This window comes from Longirhabdus pacifica, assembly GCF_004115085.1.
Classification (GTDB): Bacteria; Bacillota; Bacilli; order Paenibacillales; family DSM-105158; genus Longirhabdus; species Longirhabdus pacifica.
This window is the reverse complement of record NZ_QXJP01000007.1, coordinates 167947-190929: the sequence shown is the minus strand read 5'-3', so window position 1 is coordinate 190929 and position 22983 is coordinate 167947. Positions and strand designations below refer to the sequence as shown.

The window sequence follows — 22983 nt, the reverse complement described above, 5'->3', positions numbered from 1 at the left end:
AAAATGAAGGTAGCTAATGTAACAATGCGAAAAAGGATTTTTATCGTTATCGTTGGTGTAACAGTCATGTTTTTAGCAATGATATTTAGGTTAGGATACATTCAATTATGGACAGGGCAAGATCTTGCCAATAAAGCAGAAGATTCATGGCGTAAAAATATACCTTTTACTGCGAGTAGAGGTGAAATCCTTGATCGTAATGGCATTCCACTAGCTTACAACGTTAGTTCACCAACCGTTATGGTTGTTCCTGCTCAAATTAAGGATGCTCCTTCTACTGCAAAACAACTAGCCTTCATATTAAATATGAACGAAGAGAAGCTGCTTCAAATGATCACAAAAAGACAACTCATTGTTAAGTTGCAGCCAGAAGGTAGAAAAATAACGTTAGAAAAGGCGAATGAAATTAAAGAATTAAATTTATCCGGTGTTACTGTTGCAGAAGATAATCAGCGGTATTATCCGTATACAAATTTAGCCTCTCATGTCCTAGGCTTCACAGGTATTGACAATCAGGGTCTGACAGGACTAGAGTTATATTATGATGAATTTTTACAAGGTTCATCTGGAAGCGTCTCTTTTTTATCCGATGCAAGAGGAAAAGAAATGCCTGGTTCATCACAGCAATATACGGAACCTAGAGATGGATTGAATTTACGACTAACACTCGATAAGCATATACAAACGATCGTAGAAAGAGAACTGGATGAGGCGATGATAACCCATCGTCCTGATCACGTATTAGCCATTGCCATGGATCCTAATAATGGGGAAATCCTTGCTATGGCCTCTCGTCCTGATTATGAGCCTAGTCAGTATCAGGAATATGATATCGAAGTCATTAACCGCAATTTACCGATTTGGATGACTTATGAGCCAGGGTCTACATTTAAAATTATTACCATTGCAGCTGCCATCGAAGAACAAAAAGTGAACCTGAAAACAGAAACATTTTTTGACCCAGGTTATATCGAAGTAGCTGGTGCGAGACCTCGTTGTTGGAAGCGGGGAGGTCATGGTAGTCAGACGTTTCTGGAAGTCGTGCAAAATTCATGTAACCCTGGATTTGTTGTCTTAGGTCAACGACTCGGAAAAGAAAGTTTATTTGAATACATTCAAAACTTTGGTTTTGGAAAAAAGACAGGGATCGATATGAAAGGAGAAGAGAACGGTATTCTCTTCAATTTAGAAAATGTGGGTCCAGTTGAACTTGCCACCACTTCTTTTGGGCAAGGTGTATCCGTTACGCCTATACAACAAATTGCTGCGGTATCGGCTGCGATTAACGGTGGTAAACTATATCAGCCACAGATTGCGGACGCTTGGATTCATCCTGAGACAGGGAAAGTCGTAGAGGAAATAGATAAAAAGTTAATACGTGAAGTGATTTCTGAGGAAACTTCTAGTGAAGTGAGAGATACACTGGAACATGTTGTCGCAGAAGGAACCGGTCGAAATGCTTTTGTAGACGGTTATCGCGTGGGTGGCAAAACGGGAACAGCACAAAAAGTAGTGAATGGAAGATACTCACCTACCGAACACATTGTATCTTTCGTTGGTTTTGCACCTGCTGATGATCCACAGATTGTCATATACATAGCAGTAGATAATCCAAAAGGGTTACAATTTGGAGGGCTAATTGCAGCTCCAATCGTTCAAAATATATTGCAAGACACTTTACCTTATATGGGTGTAGAGCCAAGACAAGAGCAAATTGAAAAGAAGTATATTTACGGGGACACACCGCTAGTAGAAGTACCAGATTTAATGGGTAGGTCAAAACAAGAAATATATGAGATGTTGTCTTCTAATTTTACCCTTTCTACTTACGGAGTGGGAAGTACAATTATTAATCAGGCACCAAAGCCTGGGACGAAAGTACAACGAGGTTCATCCATCAAAGTATATTTGTCTAATCATATAGAGGAAGAACATGATCATGCACATGATTAAAAAATCGTAAAACCAGAGTTTTACGTTATAAAGGGGCAATAAGAATGGAACTTAATCAATTACATGAATATATTGTTACGTCTAAACTAAGAGGTCCCAGCGTGCAGTTTACTGGGATACAACACGATTCTAGAAAAATACAAAAAGGTGACTTGTTTATTTGTATTAGAGGAAATCAAGTAGATGGACATCACTTTGCAGCTACAGCAATTAATAAGGGAGCTGCTGCTATTGTTGTAGATCACGAATTGGATATTAACATACCACAGCTTATTGTTCGGGATACAACAATTGCAATGGCCATCATAGCTAATCTGTATTATGGGTTTCCATCTCATGAAATGAAAGTCATAGGCGTAACAGGAACGAATGGAAAAACAACGATTACGACTTTAATGGAACATGTGCTGAGAGAAAAAGGCTTTGAAACAGGCTTAATGGGAACAATAAACATGAAAATAGGCAATGCATACCATGAAGTAAAAAATACAACACAAGAGTCTCTAGCCATACAGAAAAACTTTAGAGAGATGCGGCATTTAGATACACAATATTGTATAATGGAAGTTTCGAGTCACGCACTTACCTTTGGTAGGGTCAATGGAATTAAGTTTCGTACCGCTATTTTCACAAATTTGACACAAGACCATTTAGATTTTCATCGAAGTATGGAAGAGTATCGCGATGCCAAATCATTGTTGTTTTCAAGATTAGGTAATACATTTGAGCAAGATGATGCAAAACAATTTGCAGTCCTCAATGCTGATGATCCTGCATCTGCTCATATGGCAAAAGTAACGTCAGCGCAAATCGTCACGTATGGTATTGATCAACATGCAGACGTACGCGCAACGAATATTCATGTAACAGGGAAAGAAACTACCTTCCACATGCAATCATTTGCTGGCGATATGGATCTTAACATAAAAATGTTAGGCAAATTTAGTGTATACAATGTATTAGCAGTCATTACCGCTTGTTTACTGGAAGGGATCAAACTTGGAGATATTAAAGAAGTATTGGAAAAAATAGATGGAGTGAACGGCAGATTTGAAATGATCGATGAAGATCAAGATTTTTCCGTCATTGTGGACTACTCACATACTCCAGATAGTTTAGAAAATGCATTGAAAACCGTATCTCAATTCGTCAAAGGAAAAACATATTGTGTTTTTGGCTGTGGTGGTGATCGGGATAGAACAAAGCGTGCGATTATGGGGAAAGTAGCTGCGAAATATAGCGATGTTATTTTCGTTACATCAGATAACCCGAGGAGTGAAGATCCTGACCTCATTTTACAAGACATTGAAGAAGGGCTCAACGAGGTGCAATTTCCATCCCAAAATTATGAGCTCATTGTCGACAGAAGGGCGGCTATAGAAAAAGCCATTGAAAAGGCAGGCAAAAACGATGTAATATTAATCGCAGGAAAAGGTCATGAGACTTATCAGGAAATCAAGGGCGTTCGCAATGATTTTGACGATAAATTGGTGGCAAGAGAGGCGTTAAGGAGCTTATTAAACAAATGAAATTAAAAGTAGAACAAATCATTCAAATGGTGGAAGGCACGTTCTGTGGTGATGCACATTTACTTTCTAACGTGGTGTTTGGAGTGACGACAGATTCTAGGAAAGTAAATCAAAATGAACTTTTTGTCCCGTTAATCGGCGAAAAGTTTGACGGTCATCGATATGTTGACATTGCTCATGCGGAAGGTGCCCTCATTTCTTTATGGCAGGAAGATAGAGGAACGCCTCCTGAACATAACCCTGTTATCGTGGTGAAAGATACACTACAAGCGTTGCAACTGCTTGCTAGACGTTATCGCGAACAACGCAATGTTGTAGTCGTTGGGGTGACAGGAAGTAATGGTAAAACGACAACAAAGGATATGATTGCTGCAATTTTATCCATGAAATATAATGTATGTAAGACAAAAGGGAATCTAAACAATCATATTGGTCTTCCGTTAACTTTACTTCAGATGGATGAAGAGACGGAAGTTGCTGTCGTGGAAATGGGAATGAATCATCGAGGGGAGATTGAACTTCTTTCCACTCTTGCTCAACCAGATATTGCTGTTATCACAAATATAGGCGACGCTCATTTAATGCAATTAGGCAGCCGAGAAGAGATAGCCAGAGCCAAATTTGAGATTTTGGTAGGATTGAGAGACAATGGGACGCTTATATATCCTCAGTTGGATTCTGGTGTGAGTAAAGTGTTGAATGAATTAAACTTAGATGATTTACATCGTAGGCATACTATTCAAGTTGGAATGGATGAGGACAGTGATGTTTATCCAACACATATGGAATATGAGCATGACGGTATTACCTTTAAACACAACCAGCTGCCTGATGAGCAAATATACGTTCCCTTGCTTGGGAAGCATAATGTATGGAATGCCCTGCATGCGATGACGGTTGGAAAGCTACTTGATATCGATCAGGAAATGATAAAAGAAGCACTAGCAAGAGTAAAAATTACGGGCATGAGATTAGAAAAAGAAAAAGGGATAAAAGGGTGTACGATCTTAAATGATTGTTATAATGCTAGTCCGACATCATTAAAAGCTGCATTAAAATTATTAGAGGACTCCAGTTCCTACTGTCGTAGAATTGCGGTTTTAGCAGATATGCTCGAGCTTGGTGAAAAGGAAGTTTCCTTACACCGCGAAATTGGGGAGTCCATAGATGGTCAGCGATTGGATTATTTGTTTGTGTATGGAGAGCTAGGTAAACATATTGCAGAAGGTGCAGAGAAAGTAATAGCTAAAGAAAGAATTTTTGTTTATCAAGATAAAATAGCCTTAAGTCATCATCTTATAGAGCTTGTCAATCAAGATGATCTTATTCTATTTAAAGGTTCAAGAGGTATGTTTTTGGAAGAAGTAGTATATCATTTAAAAGTAAAGTAGACTGGGGGGGTAAGGGATGGAACTGACTTCAATTTTATTCACGATACTATTATCATTTGTGCTATCCGCTATTTTAGGACCTATATTCATCCCCGTCCTTCGTCGCATGAAATTTGGACAGCAAATTAGAGATGATGGACCACAAGCGCATTTGAAAAAGCAAGGTACACCAACGATGGGTGGCATCATTATTATTTTGGCATTGACCGTTGCTTATTACCGTTTTGCACCGGAACAAAACGTGCAATTTTATATTCTTATTATTGCTGCTGTAGGCTATGGTTTCGTCGGATTTTTGGATGATTATATAAAAATTGTATTTAAGCGCTCTTTAGGTTTAACAGCAAAACAAAAGTTGTTCGGTCAATTACTGATTTCCATTATCGTTTGTTATTTGCTGTATACCATTGGACACAGCACCGAAATTTCTATACCCATCATCAACATTGCCTTTGATTTACAGTGGTTTTATTATGTGTTTGTTATTTTACTTATGCTAGGTATTTCAAATGCCGTTAATTTTACGGACGGTCTGGACGGATTGCTTTCTGGGACAAGTGCGATTGCGTTTGGTGCTTATTCTATCATTGCCGTGATGCTGATGAATGAAGAAGTTGCCTTTTTCTCCGCTGCGATGATTGGAGCGGTACTAGGGTTTCTTGTATATAATGCACATCCTGCAAAAGTATTTATGGGCGATACAGGGTCTTTAGGCATCGGTGGTGGATTAGCTGCTGTTGCCATCTTAACAAAAACAGAAATATTACTTTTCCTTATTGGTATTGTTTTCATTGTTGAAGTGTTATCTGTCATCATTCAAGTGGCATCTTTTAAAACAAGAGGGAAAAGAGTGTTTAAGATGAGCCCTATTCACCATCATTTTGAGTTAACGGGATGGTCGGAGTGGAAAATTGTCGTTGTTTTTTGGTTAGTAGGACTTATATTCGCGGCATTAGGATTATTTATACACGAAGGGTTGTAATAAACAATGAAACATCCCAGTCATTATAAAGGAAAAAAAATTGTGGTCATTGGTCTTGCCAAAAGTGGACAGGCCGTGGCTCTTCTGTTTCATCAATTTCATGCACATGTGATTGTGAATGATAAAAATAAACAGAGCGAGAGAGAGTTAGAGCTGCCTAAGGATATAGAAATCATAACAGGGCATCATCCAGAAGACTTAATCAGCCCGGACGTTGCGCTTGTCGTAAAAAATCCAGGCGTACCTTATCATATTCAGCCTATCCAAAAAGCGATGCAACTTGGCATTGAAGTGGTTACAGAAGTAGAAGTAGCTTATCAGTTGACGAAAGCGCCTATCATAGGTATTACAGGTTCCAATGGTAAAACGACAACCACGACATTAGTGGGGCAAATGATGGAAGCAAGCAATAAAAAACCTGTGGTCGCAGGAAACATTGGGAAGCCGCTTTCACAAATTGTTCAACAAGTAAAGAAAGATCAGTGGATTGTGGCAGAACTAAGCAGCTTTCAGTTAAAAGGCATTACATCATTTCATCCTAAAATTGCCTGTTGCTTAAATCTTTTTGAAGCCCATTTGGATTATCATAAAACGATGGAAGATTATCAACATGCTAAAGCTAAATTGTTTTCTCAACAAACAGAAGATGATATTGCAGTATTAAATAAAGATGATGATTTTTGCAAAAAAGTAGTAAATAATACAAAAGCCCAAATTTTGTGGTTTTCGGCGAAACAACATTTAAAATACGGCGTATATATTGAACAAAGCCGTATTGTTTATGCATGTCATAAAACAGGAAGTGTGGAAGAAATACTACCGCTTTCTAAACTGAAGATGATTGGTGCTCATAACGTAGAGAATGCCCTTGCGGCATCCGCTATTGCCATCGCTGCTGGAGTAGATCTTCAAGCTATAAGTACAGTATTGCAGCATTTTAAAGGCATAGAACATCGCTTGGAATATGTAAAGCAAGTACAAGATATCACTTTTTATAATGATTCGAAAGCAACCAACCCGCTTGCGGCTTCCATGGCCATCTCTTCATTTGATGGAAACATTATTTTGATAGCAGGTGGAATGCATCGTGGGGGAGATTACTCCGAACTTTTACCCTTGTTGACCTCGAAAGTTAAAGGCGTTGTGTTATTAGGTGAAAGTCGTACACATTTAGAACAGATTGCCATAAAAGCAGGGATACCGCATATTAAAGTTGTTAACAATGTTAATGATGAAGAGGCAATGAATGAAGCTATAACAGCCGCAGTCACCATGTCAGAACAAGGAGATACGGTATTGTTATCCCCTGCATGTGCAAGTTGGGATATGTATACGTCTTTTGAAGAGCGAGGACGCATTTTTAAACAGGTCGTGCATACCTTAAATTAAAGGGGGATGCCAGTCCCATTTTGACTCCTCCTGACAAGAATGCGGATCGAGGTGTTTAAAATGGTTAAAAGTCGGAGCGCTCCAGATATACTGCTAATACTATGTACGCTGTTATTATTGTTAATTGGAATTGTAATGGTTTATAGTGCTAGTGCGGCGAATGCTTTTTATGATTACGGAGATCGTTTCTTTTACTTGAAAAAGCAACTTATTTTTGCTGTGCTAGGATTAATTGCAATGTATGTCATGATGAAAATAGATTATTGGACATGGAAGAAGTATGCCAATATCATCTTAATTGGTTGCTTTGCACTTTTAGTGATTGTTTTAATTCCTGGTATTGGAGATGTTCGTGGAGGCGCTAGAAGTTGGTTAGGAATAGGCTCTTTTGGGGTTCAGCCTTCAGAATTTATGAAACTAGGAATCGTTATCTTTTTAGCAAAAATGTTATCAGAAAAACAGGAAAGCATCACTTATTTTTTCAAAGGATTAATGCCCCCTTTACTTATTGTTGGGGTTGCATTTGCTCTCATTATGCTACAGCCTGATCTTGGCACAGGAGCGGTGCTAGTAGGAGCCGCTTTAATCGTTATTTTTACAGCTGGAATGAGATTAAAGCACTTGTTTGGTTTTGCAGCTGTGGGATTGGTAGGGTTGACTGCTTTAATCATTGCAGCTCCATATCGATTAAAGCGTATCACTGCTTTTCTTGATCCATGGGCCGATCCACTGGGTGCAGGCTACCAATCTATTCAATCCCTCTATGCGATTGGACCTGGTCAGCTACTTGGTTTAGGCATAGGGATGAGTAGGCAAAAGCATAGCTATGTACCTGAACCTCAAACTGATTTTATTTTTTCGATCCTGGCCGAGGAACTAGGTTTTCTTGGAGGATCATTCGTGTTATTATTATTTTTATTGCTTATTTGGCGAGGATTAAGAGCCGCTATCACAGCTCCTGATGCATTTGGAAGCTTTTTGGCGACGGGTATCATATCTATTATCGCCGTGCAGGTTGTTATCAATATTAGTGTTGTCATCGGTTTAATGCCAGTTACAGGCATAACGCTACCCTTTATCAGTGCGGGTGGGTCGTCGTTGACTGTATTGTTAACAGCTGTTGGAATTTTAATTAATGTGACGAGATATAGTAAATAGTTCACTTCAATATATGTTTGAACCTGTTTAGGCGTTTGTAACACACTTTTATGTCATTACATAATATACAACATGAACGCGCAATTCACCAACAGTTTTAAGTATGGGATGACTTGTTTTCAGCTTTGACTGAGGAAGGTTCACTTTTGTTGGACAATTTACAAGGAGGAGCTGTTTCGATGCAAACGATGATAAACCAAATACAATGGGATGAAGTTGGAGATGTTTCTCAGGACGTGTATTTATCGGAACACACGACGTGGAAAATAGGTGGGAAAGTGGATTTGTTCCTCGTTCCTCACAATATGAAACAATTACAGAAAGCTATAACAATATTGCATAAAAATAGCATCCCTTGGATTCAAATTGGAAGAGGCTCAAATGTTTTGGTATCCGACAAAGGTGTTCGTGGTGCAGTAATAAAATTAGGTAGCGAATTTGAACATATTACATTTGGAGAAAATACGGTTCATGTAGGTGCTGCTTATTCTTTTATTAAACTTTCTGTTATGGCTGCGAAACAAGGGTATACAGGATTGGAATTTGCAGGAGGAATACCAGGATCAGTTGGTGGAGCAGTATGTATGAATGCTGGAGCACTTGGTTCAGATGTATCACGTGTTCTTTTACAAGCTAATATCGTATCGGAAACTGGCGATATTGTTCAAATGAATGCTAATGATTTTAAATTCAATTACCGATATTCAATTTTACAGGGAAAAAACAGCATTGTAACGGATGCTACTTTTGCACTGAAAAAAGGAAATCGCGATGAAATTATGAAACAAATGAATGGAAATAAAGAACGACGTTTACAAACACAGCCACTACAGCTTCCAAGCGGAGGAAGTGTATTTCGTAATCCAGAAAATAACTACGCAGCGAAATTAATAGAGGAAGCTGGACTTAAAGGACTTCGTAGTGGAGATGCAGAAATTTCTCAAAAACATGCAAATTTCATCGTTAACCATGGAGATGCAAAAGCTGAAGATGTACTTTCTTTAATACAACATATTCAAAACGTCGTCAGAGAAAAATTCGGGATTGAGCTTGTGCGTGAAGTATTGTTTATTGGAGAAAGTTGACATCGGAGGTGAGACATTGGAGAAATTAATCATCGAAGGAGGACGCAAACTCACTGGAACGACTACGATACATGGAGCAAAAAATGCAGCTTTACCGATTTTAGCAGCTAGTTTACTCGTACGTGGCAAACATTATATACACAATGTACCTCATTTACTTGATATAAAAGTGATGGTAAATATTTTACGAGAATTAGGGTGTAGAGTGGAACATTTGGATGAAACTATCGTATTAGATAGTGAAGGCATTCACTCTCATCATATTTCAAAGACGTTAATGCAACAAATGAGGTCGTCTATTTTTCTTATGGGCCCTTTGCTCGCAAGGATGGGAAAAGTTCAATTCTACCAGCCTGGTGGATGTGCGATAGGACAAAGAAAAATTGATTTGCATCTAAGAGGATTAGAAGCATTAGGTGCAACCGTGAGTGAATGTGATAACACGATAGTATGTACTGTCGATAAGTTAGTAGGTGCCCCGATTAAGTTGGATTATCCAAGTGTAGGCGCTACTGAAAATATTATGATGGCCGCAGTTTTAGCAGAAGGAACAACAACCATTTATAATGCTGCCAGAGAACCAGAAATTGAAGACTTGCAAAATTATTTAAATATTATGGGAGCAGATATTACTGGAGCTGGCACGGATACGATTAAGATTCATGGGATAAAGCAGTTGAACAAACAAGACTATACTGTTATTCCAGATCGTATCGTAACAGGGACGTTAATGATTGCTGCTGCAGTAACACAAGGCAACATAACACTCAAAAATGTTAATCCATCTCACCTTAGTGCATTGATACATGTATTAAGAAGATGCGGTTCTCAAATTGAGGTCGACGGTGATATAATTAGAGTTAGTTCATCACTTCGTTTAAAGCCATTAGAGCAAATTGTGACGATGCCATATCCTGCTTTTCCTACTGATTTGCAAGCCCAAATCATGGTGTTGTTAGCACTTTCAGATGGAACAAGTATGTTGAAGGAAACGGTTTTTGACGGTAGATTTAAACATGTAGAACAACTAGTAGAAATGGGTGCTGATATTAAAGTTGCTGATAAAATTGCCTATATTAACGGAGTAAAACATTTAAAAGGCAGCACCGTGTATGCTACGGATCTACGTGCTGGAGCAGCATTGATTATCGCTGCACTTGCGGCAAAAGGAACTACAATCATTCATGATATTCATCATATTGATCGTGGATATGACGGCATTGAACATTATTTTAATCAATTAGGTGCTGTAGTAAAGAGGTTGTCAACATCGGCTGTGGTCAATCAATAAATTGCAATGTTTTCCATGACTCACTGGTGGGAGTCATGGGAAATTGTTTTATGAGGATGGTGGACCCTGGTGCATAATAATAGGAAAATACCTGTCATAAAAGAACAAACAAAACAGAGCAAAACAAATCGTAAATTGATTTTATTATTGTTTGTATTTTTTTTCATATTATTAATTGTGTTATTCTTTCAGTCCTCTCTCGCAAAAATAACTAACATTCAAATTGATGGGGTTCAAATAACACCTTCAGTGGATATTGAAGAAAAAATACCTTTTTATGAAGGAGACTCATATTTCTTTTTAGATGAAGCACAAGTTATTTATGAATTGAAGCAACTACGAACGGTTGAAGGGGTGTCCATAAAGAAAAAATTTCCTGGTAAAATCATGATCACGTTAGAAGAAAGCAAGCCAGTCGCTTACCAGTATAATGCACTCGGCGAGCTGCAAATGATATTATCCAATGGACAAGCATTTGACCCCAGTGAATTAGATAGAATGCTAAACGTTCCTATACTGTCTGGTTGGAATGTGGAAAATTTAAGTGAAGATTTTACTGAGCAAACACTAGATACATATAGTAAATTTACACCTATACTGCATTTACCAGTAGTACAACAATGGGAGCTTAACAAAAGAAAGAGCGAACTGTGTAACGTTTTGAATGAGATCCCTGAATATCATTTGAATGATATTTCAGAGATTGTTCCGCTGCATGGTAGTAGTATATATCCAGATAAAATAAAACTGTATACACGCTCTAATTTTGAAGTGATCACGACGACACAGTTTCTACAAGATGGAATCGATACATTATTTGATAAGGTTTCTTATCTTATAAATGAAAAAAATATTTTAACAGGTCAGATTATTTTGTTAGAAGCGCAAACACATCGCCCTTTTACTTCGGAAAATGAGGAAGCAGGTTAATTTCAAAAAATATAAATATTTTATAAAAATTGGACTATTAAATATATTTCAGTGATGATAGAATAATAGTTACGGGATAAAATATCCTTTTTTATATTGAAACATCATTTTCTTAAAGTTTACATTTAATTTTTTGTAGAAAAAAGAGGAAAAATAATAAATTGTGTTGAATATTTACAAATGACTAAGGTTGTTACTATTAATCAGGAGGTGCCAAAGGTTGAGCAACGGTGACATCATTGTAAGTTTAGACATTGGTACATCCAAAGTCAGGGCTATTATCGGTGAGTTGAATAATGGTGCCGTTAATATTATAGGAGTAGGATCATCAGATTCTATTGGAATTCGTAAAGGAGCAATCGTTGACATAGATCAAACTGTGCAATCCATTCGTAAGGCTATTGATCATGCTGAACGAATGGTTGGAATCCAAATTTCTGATGTTTATGTTGGTATATCAGGAAATCATATTGCACTTCAGGCTAGTCATGGAGTAGTGGCTGTTTCTAATGAAGATCGAGAAATAGGTGATGAAGATGTGGAACGCGTATTGCAAGCCGCAAAAGTCATCGCATTACCACCTGAAAGAGAAATCATTGGAATCGTACCTAAACAATATTTGGTAGATGGACTTGACGATATTCATGATCCGAGAGGCATGATTGGTGTTAGATTAGAAGTCGAAGCTACCATTATTACTGGTTCTAAAACTCCCGTACATAACCTCATTCGTTGTGTGGAGAAGTCTGACCTGCATATTTCTGGTCTTGTCCTAACTTCTTTGGCATCAAGTCAGCTTGCTTTATCGAAAGATGAAAAGATACTAGGAACTGTACTTGTGGATATAGGTGCCGGTGCAACTACTATTGCTATTTTTGAACAAGACAATTTGACTTTTACTACTACTTTGCCTATTGGTGGAGATTTTATCACCAATGATATTTCTATTGGGCTAAGAACGGAAAAAGAAATCGCTGAAAAAATAAAGTTAAAATATGGTTGTGCATTAATCGATCAAGCAGATGAGAATACCACATTTAGTGCCAATCGTATTGGCAACCATGAAGAAAAAGAATTTAATCAATTAGAACTTGCACATATTATTGAGCCAAGAGTGCAGGAGATTTTTCAACTCATTCATAACGAAGTACGTCGTTTAAAAGGGAAGGAACCTGCTGGAGGATACGTCTTGACAGGCGGGGCAGTACTGATGCCAGGTATGATTAATGTAGCAGAAGAAACATTAAATATGCCAGTCCGAATAGCAGAGCCTGACTTTATTGGTGTGCGTGATGCATCTTATACAAATGGAGTAGGAATTATACTGCATTCCACTAACTATTACAAATGGAATAGCAATAATCAAAGCAGTACGGTAACAAATCAAGCTTCAAAACCAGCGAAAAAGAACGTGATACAAAGAGTGAAAGATTTTTTCAAAGAATTTATTTAGACTAGAGAACATAAGACATGAGATCATATGGTGTTTTTTTAATACTCTTGGATCAATTGGAAGTAGACAGATAGGAGGACAAAGGTATGCTTGAGTTTGAAGTTGAACAAAATCAACTAGCCCAAATTAAAGTTATTGGTGTTGGTGGTGGAGGAAGTAACGCTGTCAATCGAATGATTGATTTCGGAGTACAAGGTGTTGAATTTATTACTGTTAATACTGACATTCAAGCTTTAGACTATGCAAAATCAGGGATTAAGCTACAAATAGGTGAAAAATTAACACGTGGTTTAGGTGCAGGAGCGAACCCTGACATAGGTAAAAAAGCTGCTGAAGAATCAAGAGAACAAATTATGGAATCTTTAGCTGGTTCTGATATGGTATTCGTTACTGCTGGTATGGGTGGCGGTACAGGAACTGGAGCGGCAAGTGTCATTGCTGAAATTGCGAAAGAAAGCGGAGCACTTACTGTAGGTGTGGTGACAAGACCTTTCACATTTGAGGGAAGAAAAAGAAGCTCTCAAGCTGAAGAAGGTATTGCGGCGTTAAAGGAAAAAGTAGATACACTCATTATTATTCCAAATGATCGACTATTAGAAATTGTGGATAAGAAAACTCCGATGGTGGAAGCGTTTAGAGAAGCAGATAACGTATTGCGTCAAGCTGTACAAGGTATTTCTGATCTTATCGCTGTACCAGGGCTTATCAACCTTGACTTTGCAGATGTAAAAACAATTATGTCAGAACGTGGTTCTGCATTAATGGGAATCGGTGAAGGAACTGGAGAAAACAGAGCGGCTGAGGCAGCCAAGAAAGCAATTAATAGTCCATTGCTTGAAACATCTATTGAAGGTGCTCGCGGTGTTATCATGAATATTACTGGTGGATCAAACTTGAGTTTATTTGAAGTTAATGAAGCAGTTGAAATGGTGACTTCAGCATCCGATCCAAATGTAAATATGATATTCGGTGCAATCATTGATGATGAAATGAAAGATGCGATTAAGGTAACCGTTATAGCAACTGGGTTCGAGCAGAAAGCTAGTGCAGAAAGTAACCCACCTTTACGCAGAGGTGCTAGCATGCAAAATGATAGTCAAGCAGCTAACTTAAGACCTTTTGGAGCATCACAACAAAGTGATCAACTCGATATCCCAACATTCTTAAGAAACAAAAAAAATAATATTGAATAAGTTGAAACAACAACATACCCTTACGTCTGGCAACTGAGACGTAAGCATTTTTCACACATAATGTAAAAGCCTTTTTGACGATAATTTTATTGTCAAAAAGGCTTTTTTAGTATCGACAAAAAAATAGGAAACAGTAAGCAAGTTTAGACAGACTTTTGAATATAACTTATATATACTAACTTCAACGCAAAACAATGGGTGTGTTGTCATTATGATTGTTTATGTTGATATTATTTTTATACTAAATCTCCTCATCAATACGCTCACTTTACAAACTACAGCATGGATACAAAAGAAAAAGGTGAAGCCATGGAGACTGTTTGCAGCAGCTGCATTTGGTGCCGCCTATGTTGTAATGATGTTTGTGCCACAGCTTTCATTTTTATTCACTTTCTTTATTAAGATGATTTTTTCCATTTTCATGTGTTGGATCGCATTTGGTTTTCAGCAGTTCATTATATTCATACGATTGTTCATCGCATTTTATATCGTTAATTTTGTTGCAGCAGGCGGAATATTTGGCGTTTATTTTTTTCTTTACAGTCAACATGATGTCATCAACGGCTTGTTATACACATCCTCTGGTGGCTTCACCGTTCATTTCCAGCTTGGATTTATATTTGTCTGCATCGTTTTATTTGTTGTCTTAAAACTATTTACTTCTCATAGTACGGCTTCTAAAAAGATACAACATGTTAGCGATCTTTCTTATACGATGAGTCTGCATGTTTACAACGATAAAATAACATGCAGAGGATTACTGGATACTGGGAATAGATTATTTGACCCTATAACAAAAACACCAGTCATGATAGCGGAAGCATTTCTTTTTCAATCTATTTTTCCTACCTCATTTCTAGAAGGGATGAAAAGTAATCCCGGTGATGAATGGATGCAAATGGAACATTTAGAGCCAGATCTTCAACAAATATTACGACTTGTACCTTATAGGGGAATTCATCATGGCACACAATTCATGATCGTCATTAAACCGGAGAAGGTGGTGATTCATATAGAGGATGATATCAGGAAAGATATCGAAATCTCAAATGTACTTATTGGTTTAAAAGGTGAGCAGCTAAGCAATGATCGTTCCTATCAGGCCATTATACATCCCGATATGATGGATCAAGAAATAGTATAAGTGAAAAAAATGAAGAGAAGTTATCATAATCAGGGGGTACTGTATGCTTTGGAAATTGAAAATGACATTTCGCATTCATTATTATCGCATTTTAATTAAACTGGGAATCAAAAGTGAAGAGATTTATTATATTGGGGGAAGCGAGGCATTACCACCTCCACTTACACGTGAAGAAGAGGAACATCTACTTGGCAAACTATCTTCTGGAGATTCGGCTATTCGAGCGATGCTTATAGAGCGAAACCTTCGATTAGTAGTATACATTGCACGAAAATTTGAAAACTCAGGTATTAATATCGAGGATCTAGTATCTATCGGAACGATTGGGTTAATAAAAGCGGTTAACACGTTTGATCCTGAGAAAAAAATAAAATTAGCGACATATGCTTCTAGGTGTATTGAAAATGAAATATTAATGTATTTGAGGAGAAACAACAAAATTAGAACCGAAGTGTCATTTGATGAGCCATTGAATATTGATTGGGACGGTAATGAACTGTTGCTCTCTGATGTGTTAGGGACTGAAAGTGATATTATTTATCGAAATATTGAAGAAGAAGTAGATCGTAAATTATTAGTCAAAGCACTAACAAAATTATCTGATAGGGAAAAATTAATTATGGAATTGAGATTTGGCCTAAGGGGTGGAGAAGAAAAAACACAAAAAGATGTTGCAGATATGTTAGGAATTTCTCAATCGTACATTTCTAGATTAGAGAAAAGAATTATAAAACGACTTAGAAAAGAATTTAATAAAATGGTTTAAAAAGTGATGAGTTGTCATAAACAATTAATTCCACCTACATAGAATAAAAAAATCTGCCTAGGGGATACTTACCATTAACTGTTTCTCCTTAGGAGGTTATCACATTGGCTCGAAATAAAGTGGAGATCTGTGGAGTTGATACCTCAAAGCTGCCTGTGCTTAAAAATGCTGAGATGAGGGAATTGTTTGTACAATTACAACAACATAATGAAAAGTCGGCAAGAGAAAAGTTAATCAATGGAAACTTAAGATTAGTACTTAGCGTCATACAACGATTTAACAATCGAGGTGAATTTGTGGATGACTTATTTCAAGTTGGTTGTATCGGTTTAATGAAAGCCATCGACAACTTTGATCTAAGTCAAAATGTTAGATTTTCAACGTATGCTGTTCCTATGATTATAGGTGAAATTCGCAGGTATCTAAGGGATAATAATCCCATACGTGTATCTCGCTCTTTAAGAGACATTGCCTATAAAGCACTTCAAGTTAGGGATTCCATTACCAATAATAAATCAAGGGAACCTACTATTTATGAAATAGCGGAAGAGCTTAACATTCCGAAGGAAGACATTGTATTTGCTTTGGATGCTATTCAAGATCCTGTATCCTTATTTGAACCGATTTACCATGATGGCGGAGATCCTATATTCGTCATGGATCAAATCAGCGATGATAAAGAGCAAGACTTGACATGGATTGAAGAAATAGCCATTCGTGAAGCGATGAATAAACTGAATGGCAGAGAGAAAATGATCTTATCCAAACGATTTTTCGAAGGAAAGACGCAGATGGAAGTAGCGGACGAAATTGGAATATCTCAGGCCCAAGTATCTAGGCTGGAAAAAGCAGCTATCCATCAAATGCAAAAACACGTGAAAGTATAAAATATAATGGTTGAAGGTTCGAATGTGTCACTACTTCGAACCTTTTTTTAATATATAAGTTGGATTGTTAAACCAACTTATTACCACTATGCATAAGATGAAGAAATCTCTACATCACACTCTTTACGCCTGGCACCTGAGGCGTAAACTGTGTTTCACATTTCTTCATCTTATATTAAGTTGGATTGTTAAACCAACTTATTACCACTATGCATAAGATGAAGAAATCTCTACATCACACTTTTTACGCCTGGCACCTGAGGCGTAAACTTGTATTAGATTATTTCTTCATCTTATAATAAGTTGGATTGTTAAACCAACTTATTACCGCTATTCATAAGATGGAGAAATTTCAATATCACACTCTTTACGCCTGGCACCTGAGGCGTAAACTTCGGTTCCATTATTTCTTCATCTTATATGTCTCCGCATCTGTTGATATTTTAAGGGACATTTTATCCCATTCCTACATATATTAAAGTAAGTGTATATGATAAACGATATCGTATATGAAAAAAAACAGACGTGGTGAGTTCTCATGAAAATTTCTGATTTTCAAACAAAAGATGTCATTAATATCGTGGATGGAAAAAAATTAGGACAGATTAATGATTTAGAATTGGATTTGCGTAGAGGTAAAATTGATGCTATCGTTGTTCCAACACAGGGTAAATTTTTTGGCATGTTCGGAAATGGAACAGAAGTTATTATTCCTTGGACCAATATTATTAAAATTGGGATGGATGTTGTACTGGTTAAACTAGAGGATTCACGCATGTATCGTTCCAACGAAGAAAGTGAAATAAAAAGTGAATATTATCAGGGTTCCCCATATAAAGATGCTTAATGATACGATAAAATAATTCATCAATAGGGAGATCATTGCAAAACAAAACGATAACAGATAAATTATGATATAATTTGAGCTATAAATCTTTTTTGAGGTGTTTATATGGAGCCTTTCCCAATTTCACATCATGATAATGGACTACAGTTATTGTTTTTACAAAAATGGATGTCACAATTTTCATGGTTAACTGTAGGTTTTACAACACGTCACGGAGGTAGTAGTACAGGAAATTATGAAAGTTTGAATTGTGGACTACACGTTGGTGATATGCAGGAAGATGTAGTGATGAATAGGGTCAAGGTTGCAGAACAACTTCGTTTTCCTTTCTCGTATTTCACCTGTGCAGAGCAAGTACATGGCAATCAAGTCGCTGTTGTAAATGAGCACAATAGAGGAAGTGGAAAAGATAGCTTACATGATGTAATAGCTGGGGTAGATGCTATTGTCACCAATGTACCTAATGTGTTGTTGGCTTCATTTTATGCGGACTGTGTTCCTTTATTTATTATTGATCCTGTACATAAAGTTGTCGGACTTGCTCATGCTGGATGGAAAGGAACATGTCTAAACATAGCACAAAACACAGTTAACACCATGAATGAACATTTTGGAACAGATGCTAGTGAATGTGTCGCTGCAATTGGACCTTCCATTGGTGGATGTTGTTATGAAGTAGGAAAAGAAGTCTGTGAGCAAATAAAGCTAACGTGTACTGATGAAAAATTAATCCAAAATGAAATCATAAAAGAACAATTATCAGGAAAATATCATATAAACTTGAAAGAAATGAACCGACAGATTATGATGAAAGTAGGTATTTTACCGAATAACATCGAAACGTCATCTTGGTGTACATTATGTCGATCTGATTTATTTTTCTCTTATCGACAAAACAATGTAACAGGTAGAATGATGAGTTGGATTGGTTTGCAAGGAGAGAGGATGTTTACAGGTTGAGTATAGCAGACAAAAAAAGTGAAGTAGAACAAATGATGATAGAAGCTTGTAAACGCAGTAATCGTCAAATAGATGACGTCAACATGATTGCAGTAACAAAGTATGCATCACTTGAAACAACAAAATCTGTATTAGATCATCATATGTTACATATTGGAGAAAGTCGCTGGCAGGACGCGAAATCCAAATGGGAACAGTTAGCAGATAGAGGAACTTGGCATTTTATTGGTCATCTTCAATCTAATAAAGCAAAAGATGTAGTAGGTAAATTTGATTATATTCACTCATTAGATCGCATCTCTCTTGCTGATGCTATTGAAAAAAGAGCAGCTCAGTTAGACATCACAGTCAATTGTTTTGTTCAAGTAAATGTATCTGGAGAAGCTGCAAAGCAAGGCATAGCGCCTGAGCAATGTGCTGAATTTTGTCAGTCATTACTTGCATATCGTCACTTGAATATATGTGGCCTGATGACGATGGCACCATTAGATGAAAATACAGAGAATAGTAGGGACGTATTTCGAGGATTAAGACAACTTCGTGATGAATTGAATCAAAAAGCTATTTTTAATCAACCAATACACCACTTATCCATGGGGATGTCTAATGATTTCCAAGTTGCTATTGAAGAAGGTGCTACATGGGTAAGAATAGGTACTAGATTGGTAGGTAAGGAGGAGTAGGTAATGGGAGTTATGAATAAGGTGATGAATTTTCTAGGTTTGCAAGAAGAAGAGGAAGTAGTAAAACAAGAAAAAATCGTGGATATGGAAGATGAGCATGCTAGTGAACTTCCTCCACAATTCAATAAAAACGTTAAAAACAATGTGGTTAGTATTCATGCTAAAAATAACGTAAAAGTGCAATTGTGTGAGCCGAGATCTTATGATGAAACGCAGCATATCGCCGATCATTTGCGCAATCGGAACCCAGTAGTTGTAAATTTACAAAGGGTGAGACGTGAACAAGCTATTCGTATTGTTGATTTTTTGAGTGGAACCGTTTATGCTTTAAATGGCACAATTTCAAAAATTGGCAACGATATTTTCATGTGTACACCTGATAATGTTCCAATTGAAGGAGCTATTTCAGAGTTATTAGGAGACAATCAAGAATAAATGGACAAGATGGGGTGAAGAATTGAGCGAAGTTCAATATTATATTAGTACATTAGTGAATATTTATTTTTGGATGATTTTTATTTATGTATTTATGTCATGGGTACCTAATGCAAGACAAAGTTTTATAGGGGAATTGTTGGCAAAGTTTGTTGAGCCATATTTAAGTGTATTTAGAAGATTTATTCCACCATTAGGCGGTATGTTAGACTTATCCCCAATTATTGCGTTGTTCTCGCTAAGATTGATTGCTTTAGGCTTAATGGGTATCGTTGAATTTTTATTTAACTCATTTGCAGGTTAGGTGCAGTAAAATATGAATAACATATACGTACATTATCATCAAGACGAACACCATTTTGTTGATCGTTGCATGGAATGGGCGCAACAAGCTGAGGAAAATCACAAAGTAAAACATACAGATTTTCTTGATCCACGTGAACAGCAAATTTTGCAATCTATAGTCAGCAAATACCAAGATATTCATATGATGGATTGGGGTGGCCATGATGATGCGGAGAGAAAAAAAGCGATCATTGCCCCTCATTACGTTCACATGGATGAATCTTCGTTTTCTGAACTCATACAAGTAGTGCAAATTCATAGTGAAGATTCAAAATATGATCAACTTCATCACGGAGACTTTTTAGGGTCTTTTTTAGGCTTAGGGCTAAAACGTAATAAACTAGGTGATATTCAATTGTTACCACACGCATGTCAAGTTGTTGTGGACAAGGATATCGCACATTATATTTCTTCGCAATTGTTAAAGGTAGGATCAGTTAAAGTAGCGACAGAGGTCCTGCCTATAGACCAGTTACAACCGATGCAAGTTCGTTTTTCTTCCAAGGCATTTACGGTGTCTTCACTACGACTAGATAACGTCGTAAGTAGTGCCATCAATCAAAGTCGTGCTAAAGCAATGCAACTAATTAAGCAAAATAAATGTAAAGTCAATTGGAAATGGACAACCCAACCTTCTCTTTCTTTAGAAAGTGGTGATGTTATTTCTTGCAAAGGATTTGGAAGATTTAAAATACAATCACTTGAAGGACCCACGAAAAAAGGGAAGTTTCGTCTTATGATAGGTTTTTATGACTAAGGCTATGAAAAAATAATGAGATGAAGGTAAACACATATTTTTGTCGAATAGTAAAGAGATATACATTGAATTGTTTATCTCATACTTAGGAGGTGTTTTTATGGCATTAACCCCGTTAGACATTGAAAATAAGGATTTTCCTCGTAGCTTTAGAGGTTACGATATCGATGCCGTAAATGATTTTTTGGACCAAGTCATTAAAGATTATGAATTGTCCATTAGAGAAAACAAGGCATTTAAAAATAAAATTGAAGAATTAGAAGAGCAATTGAATCACTTTAATAATATAGAAGACACATTAGGAAAAACCATCATCGTTGCACAGGAAACAGCAGATGATGTGAAAAATAATGCAAAAAAAGAAGCACAACTTATTATTAAAGAAGCAGAGAAAAATGCAGATAGAATTATTAATGAGTCTTTAAGCAAATCACGAAAAATTGCATTGGAAATAGAGGAATTGAAAAAGCAAGCAACTATTTATAGAACGCGTTTCCGGACACTTCTAGAAGCGCAACTGGAAATGCTCGATAATCAATCTTGGGATACACTAGAAGATGGTGAAAAAGTCGTAACGACACCCGAATAAAGTATTGATACGCTTCTCGTCCATATGCGATGAGAAGCGTTCCATTTGGATGAGCATAATGAACATATAACAAGCAGTAGTAACCACGTTGATGATATGGGTCATACCAGCAACTTTTGGTCATAATAACATTATCTTTACTTGACCAGAGGAGATATCAGAAATGAGCCATTCTACGAAACAAGATAATGTGAACAAAAAACTTGAGCAGCTAAATGAAAAATTAGATGACTTTGCTATCAAGATGGAAGCATCTCAAATTTCTGAGTACATCTATTTGCTTAAACATCCAAAGAAATTAGTGATTAAAAATTTGGTTGCAGGTGTTGCTAAAGGTGTCGGCTACGCTATAGGTTTTACTGTTTTTTTAACATTTTTACTATATGCCTTGCAATACATTGGTGCATTGAATTTACCGATATTGGGAGACTTTATTGCCGATCTCATCAAAATTGTTCAATTACAATTAGAGATGGATGGATATTGATGCAGTGATGACGGATTACAACTTCATTGTACGTTCGTTTTCTTTGTCTAAATTCTCCATCCATTCATAGTACTGTTTATTTCGTACTACCGATACATGATTTCCGTATAAGTCCGTGGCTACAAAGCTTTCTATCGGTTCAACAAAACCAATGGCATCATCTGGTTCATTGTCTATTTGGTACCATTCTGTTGCATCATAAGCACTTGAAGTGGCTGTACCCGTACTTTCTACAATTTCCCATGCATTGTCTCCATTGTTTGAGTCATTGTCTGGACGAAAATCATAGTTGCTGAATGGTGGGGATAAAATTTCTTCCTCAATGGGTCTTCGATGTGACTCATACTTCTCAGTGTGCTGTATACAATGTTCTGCTGCTGGATTAGCATGCAGTCTTTCTAATGGAATGGGCTGTGTACAAATGGAACAATAGCCATAAGTGCCTTCTTTCATTCGATTTAGCGCTTTGTCTATTTCTTCTATTCGGTGCTCCACATGTTCATTTAATGCGATATCTTTACCTTTTTCGAACGTTTCACTGCCCATATCGGCAGGGTGATTATCTACGACAGATAATTCTCCCGTGGCTTCTTTTTCTGATGAACGCAGTCCGAAGTGGTCATTGTTTTGTAACTGTTCTTCAAGCGATTTTTTTTCTTGCAACAACCGTTGTTTGAGTAACGTTATTTCTGAATCTGATAAATTTTTCATAATTTGCCTCCTCATAGG

At 36.9% G+C, this 22983-nt stretch carries 23 protein-coding genes; 22 read left to right on the top strand and 1 reads right to left on the bottom strand.

Translation table 11 applies throughout. The features are described from left to right. The first annotated feature begins 3 nt into the window (after positions 1 to 3). The 22 genes from D1Z92_RS07895 to D1Z92_RS07790 all read left to right on the top strand — a co-directional run bounded on the left by D1Z92_RS07895 (position 4) and on the right by D1Z92_RS07790 (position 22254). Positions 4 to 1953: a stage V sporulation protein D gene (locus D1Z92_RS07895; protein WP_128895115.1), complete on the top strand. Its 1950-nt coding sequence runs from the start codon at positions 4 to 6 to the stop codon at positions 1951 to 1953. Positions 1954 to 1997: 44 nt separating this feature from the next. Continuing rightward, on the top strand, positions 1998 to 3482 hold the full coding sequence (locus tag D1Z92_RS07890) for a UDP-N-acetylmuramoyl-L-alanyl-D-glutamate--2,6-diaminopimelate ligase (protein WP_128895114.1): 1485 nt from the start codon (positions 1998 to 2000) through the stop codon (positions 3480 to 3482). Then, positions 3479 to 4873, top strand: coding sequence for a UDP-N-acetylmuramoyl-tripeptide--D-alanyl-D-alanine ligase (locus D1Z92_RS07885; protein ID WP_128895113.1), 1395 nt, complete (start codon positions 3479 to 3481; stop codon positions 4871 to 4873). Before D1Z92_RS07890 ends, D1Z92_RS07885 begins: the two co-directional genes overlap by 4 nt. 16 nt (positions 4874 to 4889) lie before the next feature. Then, the gene (gene mraY, locus D1Z92_RS07880) at positions 4890 to 5855 is read left to right on the top strand and encodes a phospho-N-acetylmuramoyl-pentapeptide-transferase (protein WP_128895112.1); all 966 of its coding nucleotides are present in this window, start codon (positions 4890 to 4892) and stop codon (positions 5853 to 5855) included. Between the two features lie 6 nt (positions 5856 to 5861). After that, on the top strand, positions 5862 to 7244 hold the full coding sequence (gene murD, locus D1Z92_RS07875; protein ID WP_128895111.1) for a UDP-N-acetylmuramoyl-L-alanine--D-glutamate ligase: 1383 nt from the start codon (positions 5862 to 5864) through the stop codon (positions 7242 to 7244). 60 nt (positions 7245 to 7304) lie between these two features. Next, positions 7305 to 8402: a stage V sporulation protein E gene (gene spoVE, locus D1Z92_RS07870; protein WP_128895110.1), complete on the top strand. Its 1098-nt coding sequence runs from the start codon at positions 7305 to 7307 to the stop codon at positions 8400 to 8402. Positions 8403 to 8581: 179 nt separating this feature from the next. After that, positions 8582 to 9487, top strand: coding sequence for a UDP-N-acetylmuramate dehydrogenase (gene murB / locus D1Z92_RS07865; protein WP_128895109.1), 906 nt, complete (start codon positions 8582 to 8584; stop codon positions 9485 to 9487). A 16-nt stretch (positions 9488 to 9503) separates the two neighbouring features. Beyond that, complete coding sequence (murA, locus tag D1Z92_RS07860) at positions 9504 to 10778, top strand: UDP-N-acetylglucosamine 1-carboxyvinyltransferase (protein WP_128895108.1); 1275 nt, start codon at positions 9504 to 9506, stop codon at positions 10776 to 10778. 69 nt (positions 10779 to 10847) lie between these two features. Next, positions 10848 to 11708 (top strand): cell division protein FtsQ/DivIB, encoded by an 861-nt coding sequence (locus D1Z92_RS07855; protein ID WP_164931507.1) that lies wholly within the window; start codon positions 10848 to 10850, stop codon positions 11706 to 11708. Positions 11709 to 11928: 220 nt separating this feature from the next. Next, positions 11929 to 13161 carry a cell division protein FtsA gene (gene ftsA, locus D1Z92_RS07850; protein WP_128895106.1) on the top strand — a complete coding sequence of 411 codons (1233 nt, stop codon included), beginning with the start codon at positions 11929 to 11931 and terminating at the stop codon, positions 13159 to 13161. 86 nt (positions 13162 to 13247) lie between these two features. Next, positions 13248 to 14354 carry a cell division protein FtsZ gene (gene ftsZ, locus D1Z92_RS07845; RefSeq protein WP_128895105.1) on the top strand — a complete coding sequence of 369 codons (1107 nt, stop codon included), beginning with the start codon at positions 13248 to 13250 and terminating at the stop codon, positions 14352 to 14354. 211 nt (positions 14355 to 14565) lie between these two features. After that, positions 14566 to 15498: a sigma-E processing peptidase SpoIIGA gene (gene spoIIGA, locus D1Z92_RS07840; protein ID WP_128895104.1), complete on the top strand. Its 933-nt coding sequence runs from the start codon at positions 14566 to 14568 to the stop codon at positions 15496 to 15498. Positions 15499 to 15541: 43 nt separating this feature from the next. Continuing rightward, positions 15542 to 16264, top strand: a complete 723-nt coding sequence (sigE, locus tag D1Z92_RS07835) for an RNA polymerase sporulation sigma factor SigE (protein ID WP_128895103.1) — start codon at positions 15542 to 15544, stop codon at positions 16262 to 16264. A 104-nt stretch (positions 16265 to 16368) separates the two neighbouring features. Further along, positions 16369 to 17151 carry an RNA polymerase sporulation sigma factor SigG gene (gene sigG / locus D1Z92_RS07830; RefSeq protein WP_128895102.1) on the top strand — a complete coding sequence of 261 codons (783 nt, stop codon included), beginning with the start codon at positions 16369 to 16371 and terminating at the stop codon, positions 17149 to 17151. 538 nt (positions 17152 to 17689) lie between these two features. After that, on the top strand, positions 17690 to 17998 hold the full coding sequence (locus D1Z92_RS07825; RefSeq protein WP_128895101.1) for a YlmC/YmxH family sporulation protein: 309 nt from the start codon (positions 17690 to 17692) through the stop codon (positions 17996 to 17998). A 105-nt stretch (positions 17999 to 18103) separates the two neighbouring features. Further along, the gene (pgeF, locus tag D1Z92_RS07820) at positions 18104 to 18958 is read left to right on the top strand and encodes a peptidoglycan editing factor PgeF (RefSeq protein ID WP_128895100.1); all 855 of its coding nucleotides are present in this window, start codon (positions 18104 to 18106) and stop codon (positions 18956 to 18958) included. Beyond that, positions 18955 to 19641 (top strand): YggS family pyridoxal phosphate-dependent enzyme, encoded by a 687-nt coding sequence (locus tag D1Z92_RS07815; protein ID WP_128895099.1) that lies wholly within the window; start codon positions 18955 to 18957, stop codon positions 19639 to 19641. Before pgeF ends, D1Z92_RS07815 begins: the two co-directional genes overlap by 4 nt. 3 nt (positions 19642 to 19644) lie before the next feature. Continuing rightward, positions 19645 to 20076 (top strand): cell division protein SepF, encoded by a 432-nt coding sequence (locus tag D1Z92_RS07810; protein ID WP_128895098.1) that lies wholly within the window; start codon positions 19645 to 19647, stop codon positions 20074 to 20076. 22 nt (positions 20077 to 20098) lie between these two features. Continuing rightward, entirely contained in the window at positions 20099 to 20380 is a 282-nt protein-coding gene (locus tag D1Z92_RS07805) for a YggT family protein (RefSeq protein WP_128895097.1), read from the top strand. Positions 20381 to 20392: 12 nt separating this feature from the next. Further along, positions 20393 to 21178 carry a YlmH family RNA-binding protein gene (locus D1Z92_RS07800; RefSeq protein ID WP_128895096.1) on the top strand — a complete coding sequence of 262 codons (786 nt, stop codon included), beginning with the start codon at positions 20393 to 20395 and terminating at the stop codon, positions 21176 to 21178. Between the two features lie 100 nt (positions 21179 to 21278). After that, positions 21279 to 21767, top strand: coding sequence for a DivIVA domain-containing protein (locus D1Z92_RS07795; protein ID WP_128895095.1), 489 nt, complete (start codon positions 21279 to 21281; stop codon positions 21765 to 21767). A 163-nt stretch (positions 21768 to 21930) separates the two neighbouring features. Next, positions 21931 to 22254 carry a DUF5665 domain-containing protein gene (locus D1Z92_RS07790; protein WP_240666612.1) on the top strand — a complete coding sequence of 108 codons (324 nt, stop codon included), beginning with the start codon at positions 21931 to 21933 and terminating at the stop codon, positions 22252 to 22254. 15 nt (positions 22255 to 22269) lie between these two features. Here the strand turns inward: D1Z92_RS07790 and D1Z92_RS07785 are convergent, their stop codons facing one another. Beyond that, on the bottom strand, positions 22270 to 22965 hold the full coding sequence (locus tag D1Z92_RS07785) for a TraR/DksA C4-type zinc finger protein (RefSeq protein WP_164931506.1): 696 nt from the start codon (positions 22963 to 22965) through the stop codon (positions 22270 to 22272). Positions 22966 to 22983: the final 18 nt, after the last annotated feature.

What these genes read in the sequence shown, in the direction of transcription:
- D1Z92_RS07895 (WP_128895115.1), top strand. Translation starts at nt 4, where the DNA reads ATGAAGGTAGCTAATGTAACAATGCGAAAAAGGATTTTTATCGTTATC.
- D1Z92_RS07890 (WP_128895114.1), top strand. Translation starts at nt 1,998, where the DNA reads ATGGAACTTAATCAATTACATGAATATATTGTTACGTCTAAACTAAGA.
- D1Z92_RS07885 (WP_128895113.1), top strand. Translation starts at nt 3,479, where the DNA reads ATGAAATTAAAAGTAGAACAAATCATTCAAATGGTGGAAGGCACGTTC.
- mraY (WP_128895112.1), top strand. Translation starts at nt 4,890, where the DNA reads ATGGAACTGACTTCAATTTTATTCACGATACTATTATCATTTGTGCTA.
- murD (WP_128895111.1), top strand. Translation starts at nt 5,862, where the DNA reads ATGAAACATCCCAGTCATTATAAAGGAAAAAAAATTGTGGTCATTGGT.
- spoVE (WP_128895110.1), top strand. Translation starts at nt 7,305, where the DNA reads ATGGTTAAAAGTCGGAGCGCTCCAGATATACTGCTAATACTATGTACG.
- murB (WP_128895109.1), top strand. Translation starts at nt 8,582, where the DNA reads ATGCAAACGATGATAAACCAAATACAATGGGATGAAGTTGGAGATGTT.
- ftsZ (WP_128895105.1), top strand. Translation starts at nt 13,248, where the DNA reads ATGCTTGAGTTTGAAGTTGAACAAAATCAACTAGCCCAAATTAAAGTT.
- spoIIGA (WP_128895104.1), top strand. Translation starts at nt 14,566, where the DNA reads ATGATTGTTTATGTTGATATTATTTTTATACTAAATCTCCTCATCAAT.
- sigE (WP_128895103.1), top strand. Translation starts at nt 15,542, where the DNA reads ATGCTTTGGAAATTGAAAATGACATTTCGCATTCATTATTATCGCATT.
- D1Z92_RS07825 (WP_128895101.1), top strand. Translation starts at nt 17,690, where the DNA reads ATGAAAATTTCTGATTTTCAAACAAAAGATGTCATTAATATCGTGGAT.
- pgeF (WP_128895100.1), top strand. Translation starts at nt 18,104, where the DNA reads ATGGAGCCTTTCCCAATTTCACATCATGATAATGGACTACAGTTATTG.
- D1Z92_RS07810 (WP_128895098.1), top strand. Translation starts at nt 19,645, where the DNA reads ATGGGAGTTATGAATAAGGTGATGAATTTTCTAGGTTTGCAAGAAGAA.
- D1Z92_RS07800 (WP_128895096.1), top strand. Translation starts at nt 20,393, where the DNA reads ATGAATAACATATACGTACATTATCATCAAGACGAACACCATTTTGTT.
- D1Z92_RS07795 (WP_128895095.1), top strand. Translation starts at nt 21,279, where the DNA reads ATGGCATTAACCCCGTTAGACATTGAAAATAAGGATTTTCCTCGTAGC.
- D1Z92_RS07790 (WP_240666612.1), top strand. Translation starts at nt 21,931, where the DNA reads ATGAGCCATTCTACGAAACAAGATAATGTGAACAAAAAACTTGAGCAG.
- D1Z92_RS07785 (WP_164931506.1), bottom strand. Translation starts at nt 22,965, where the DNA reads ATGAAAAATTTATCAGATTCAGAAATAACGTTACTCAAACAACGGTTG.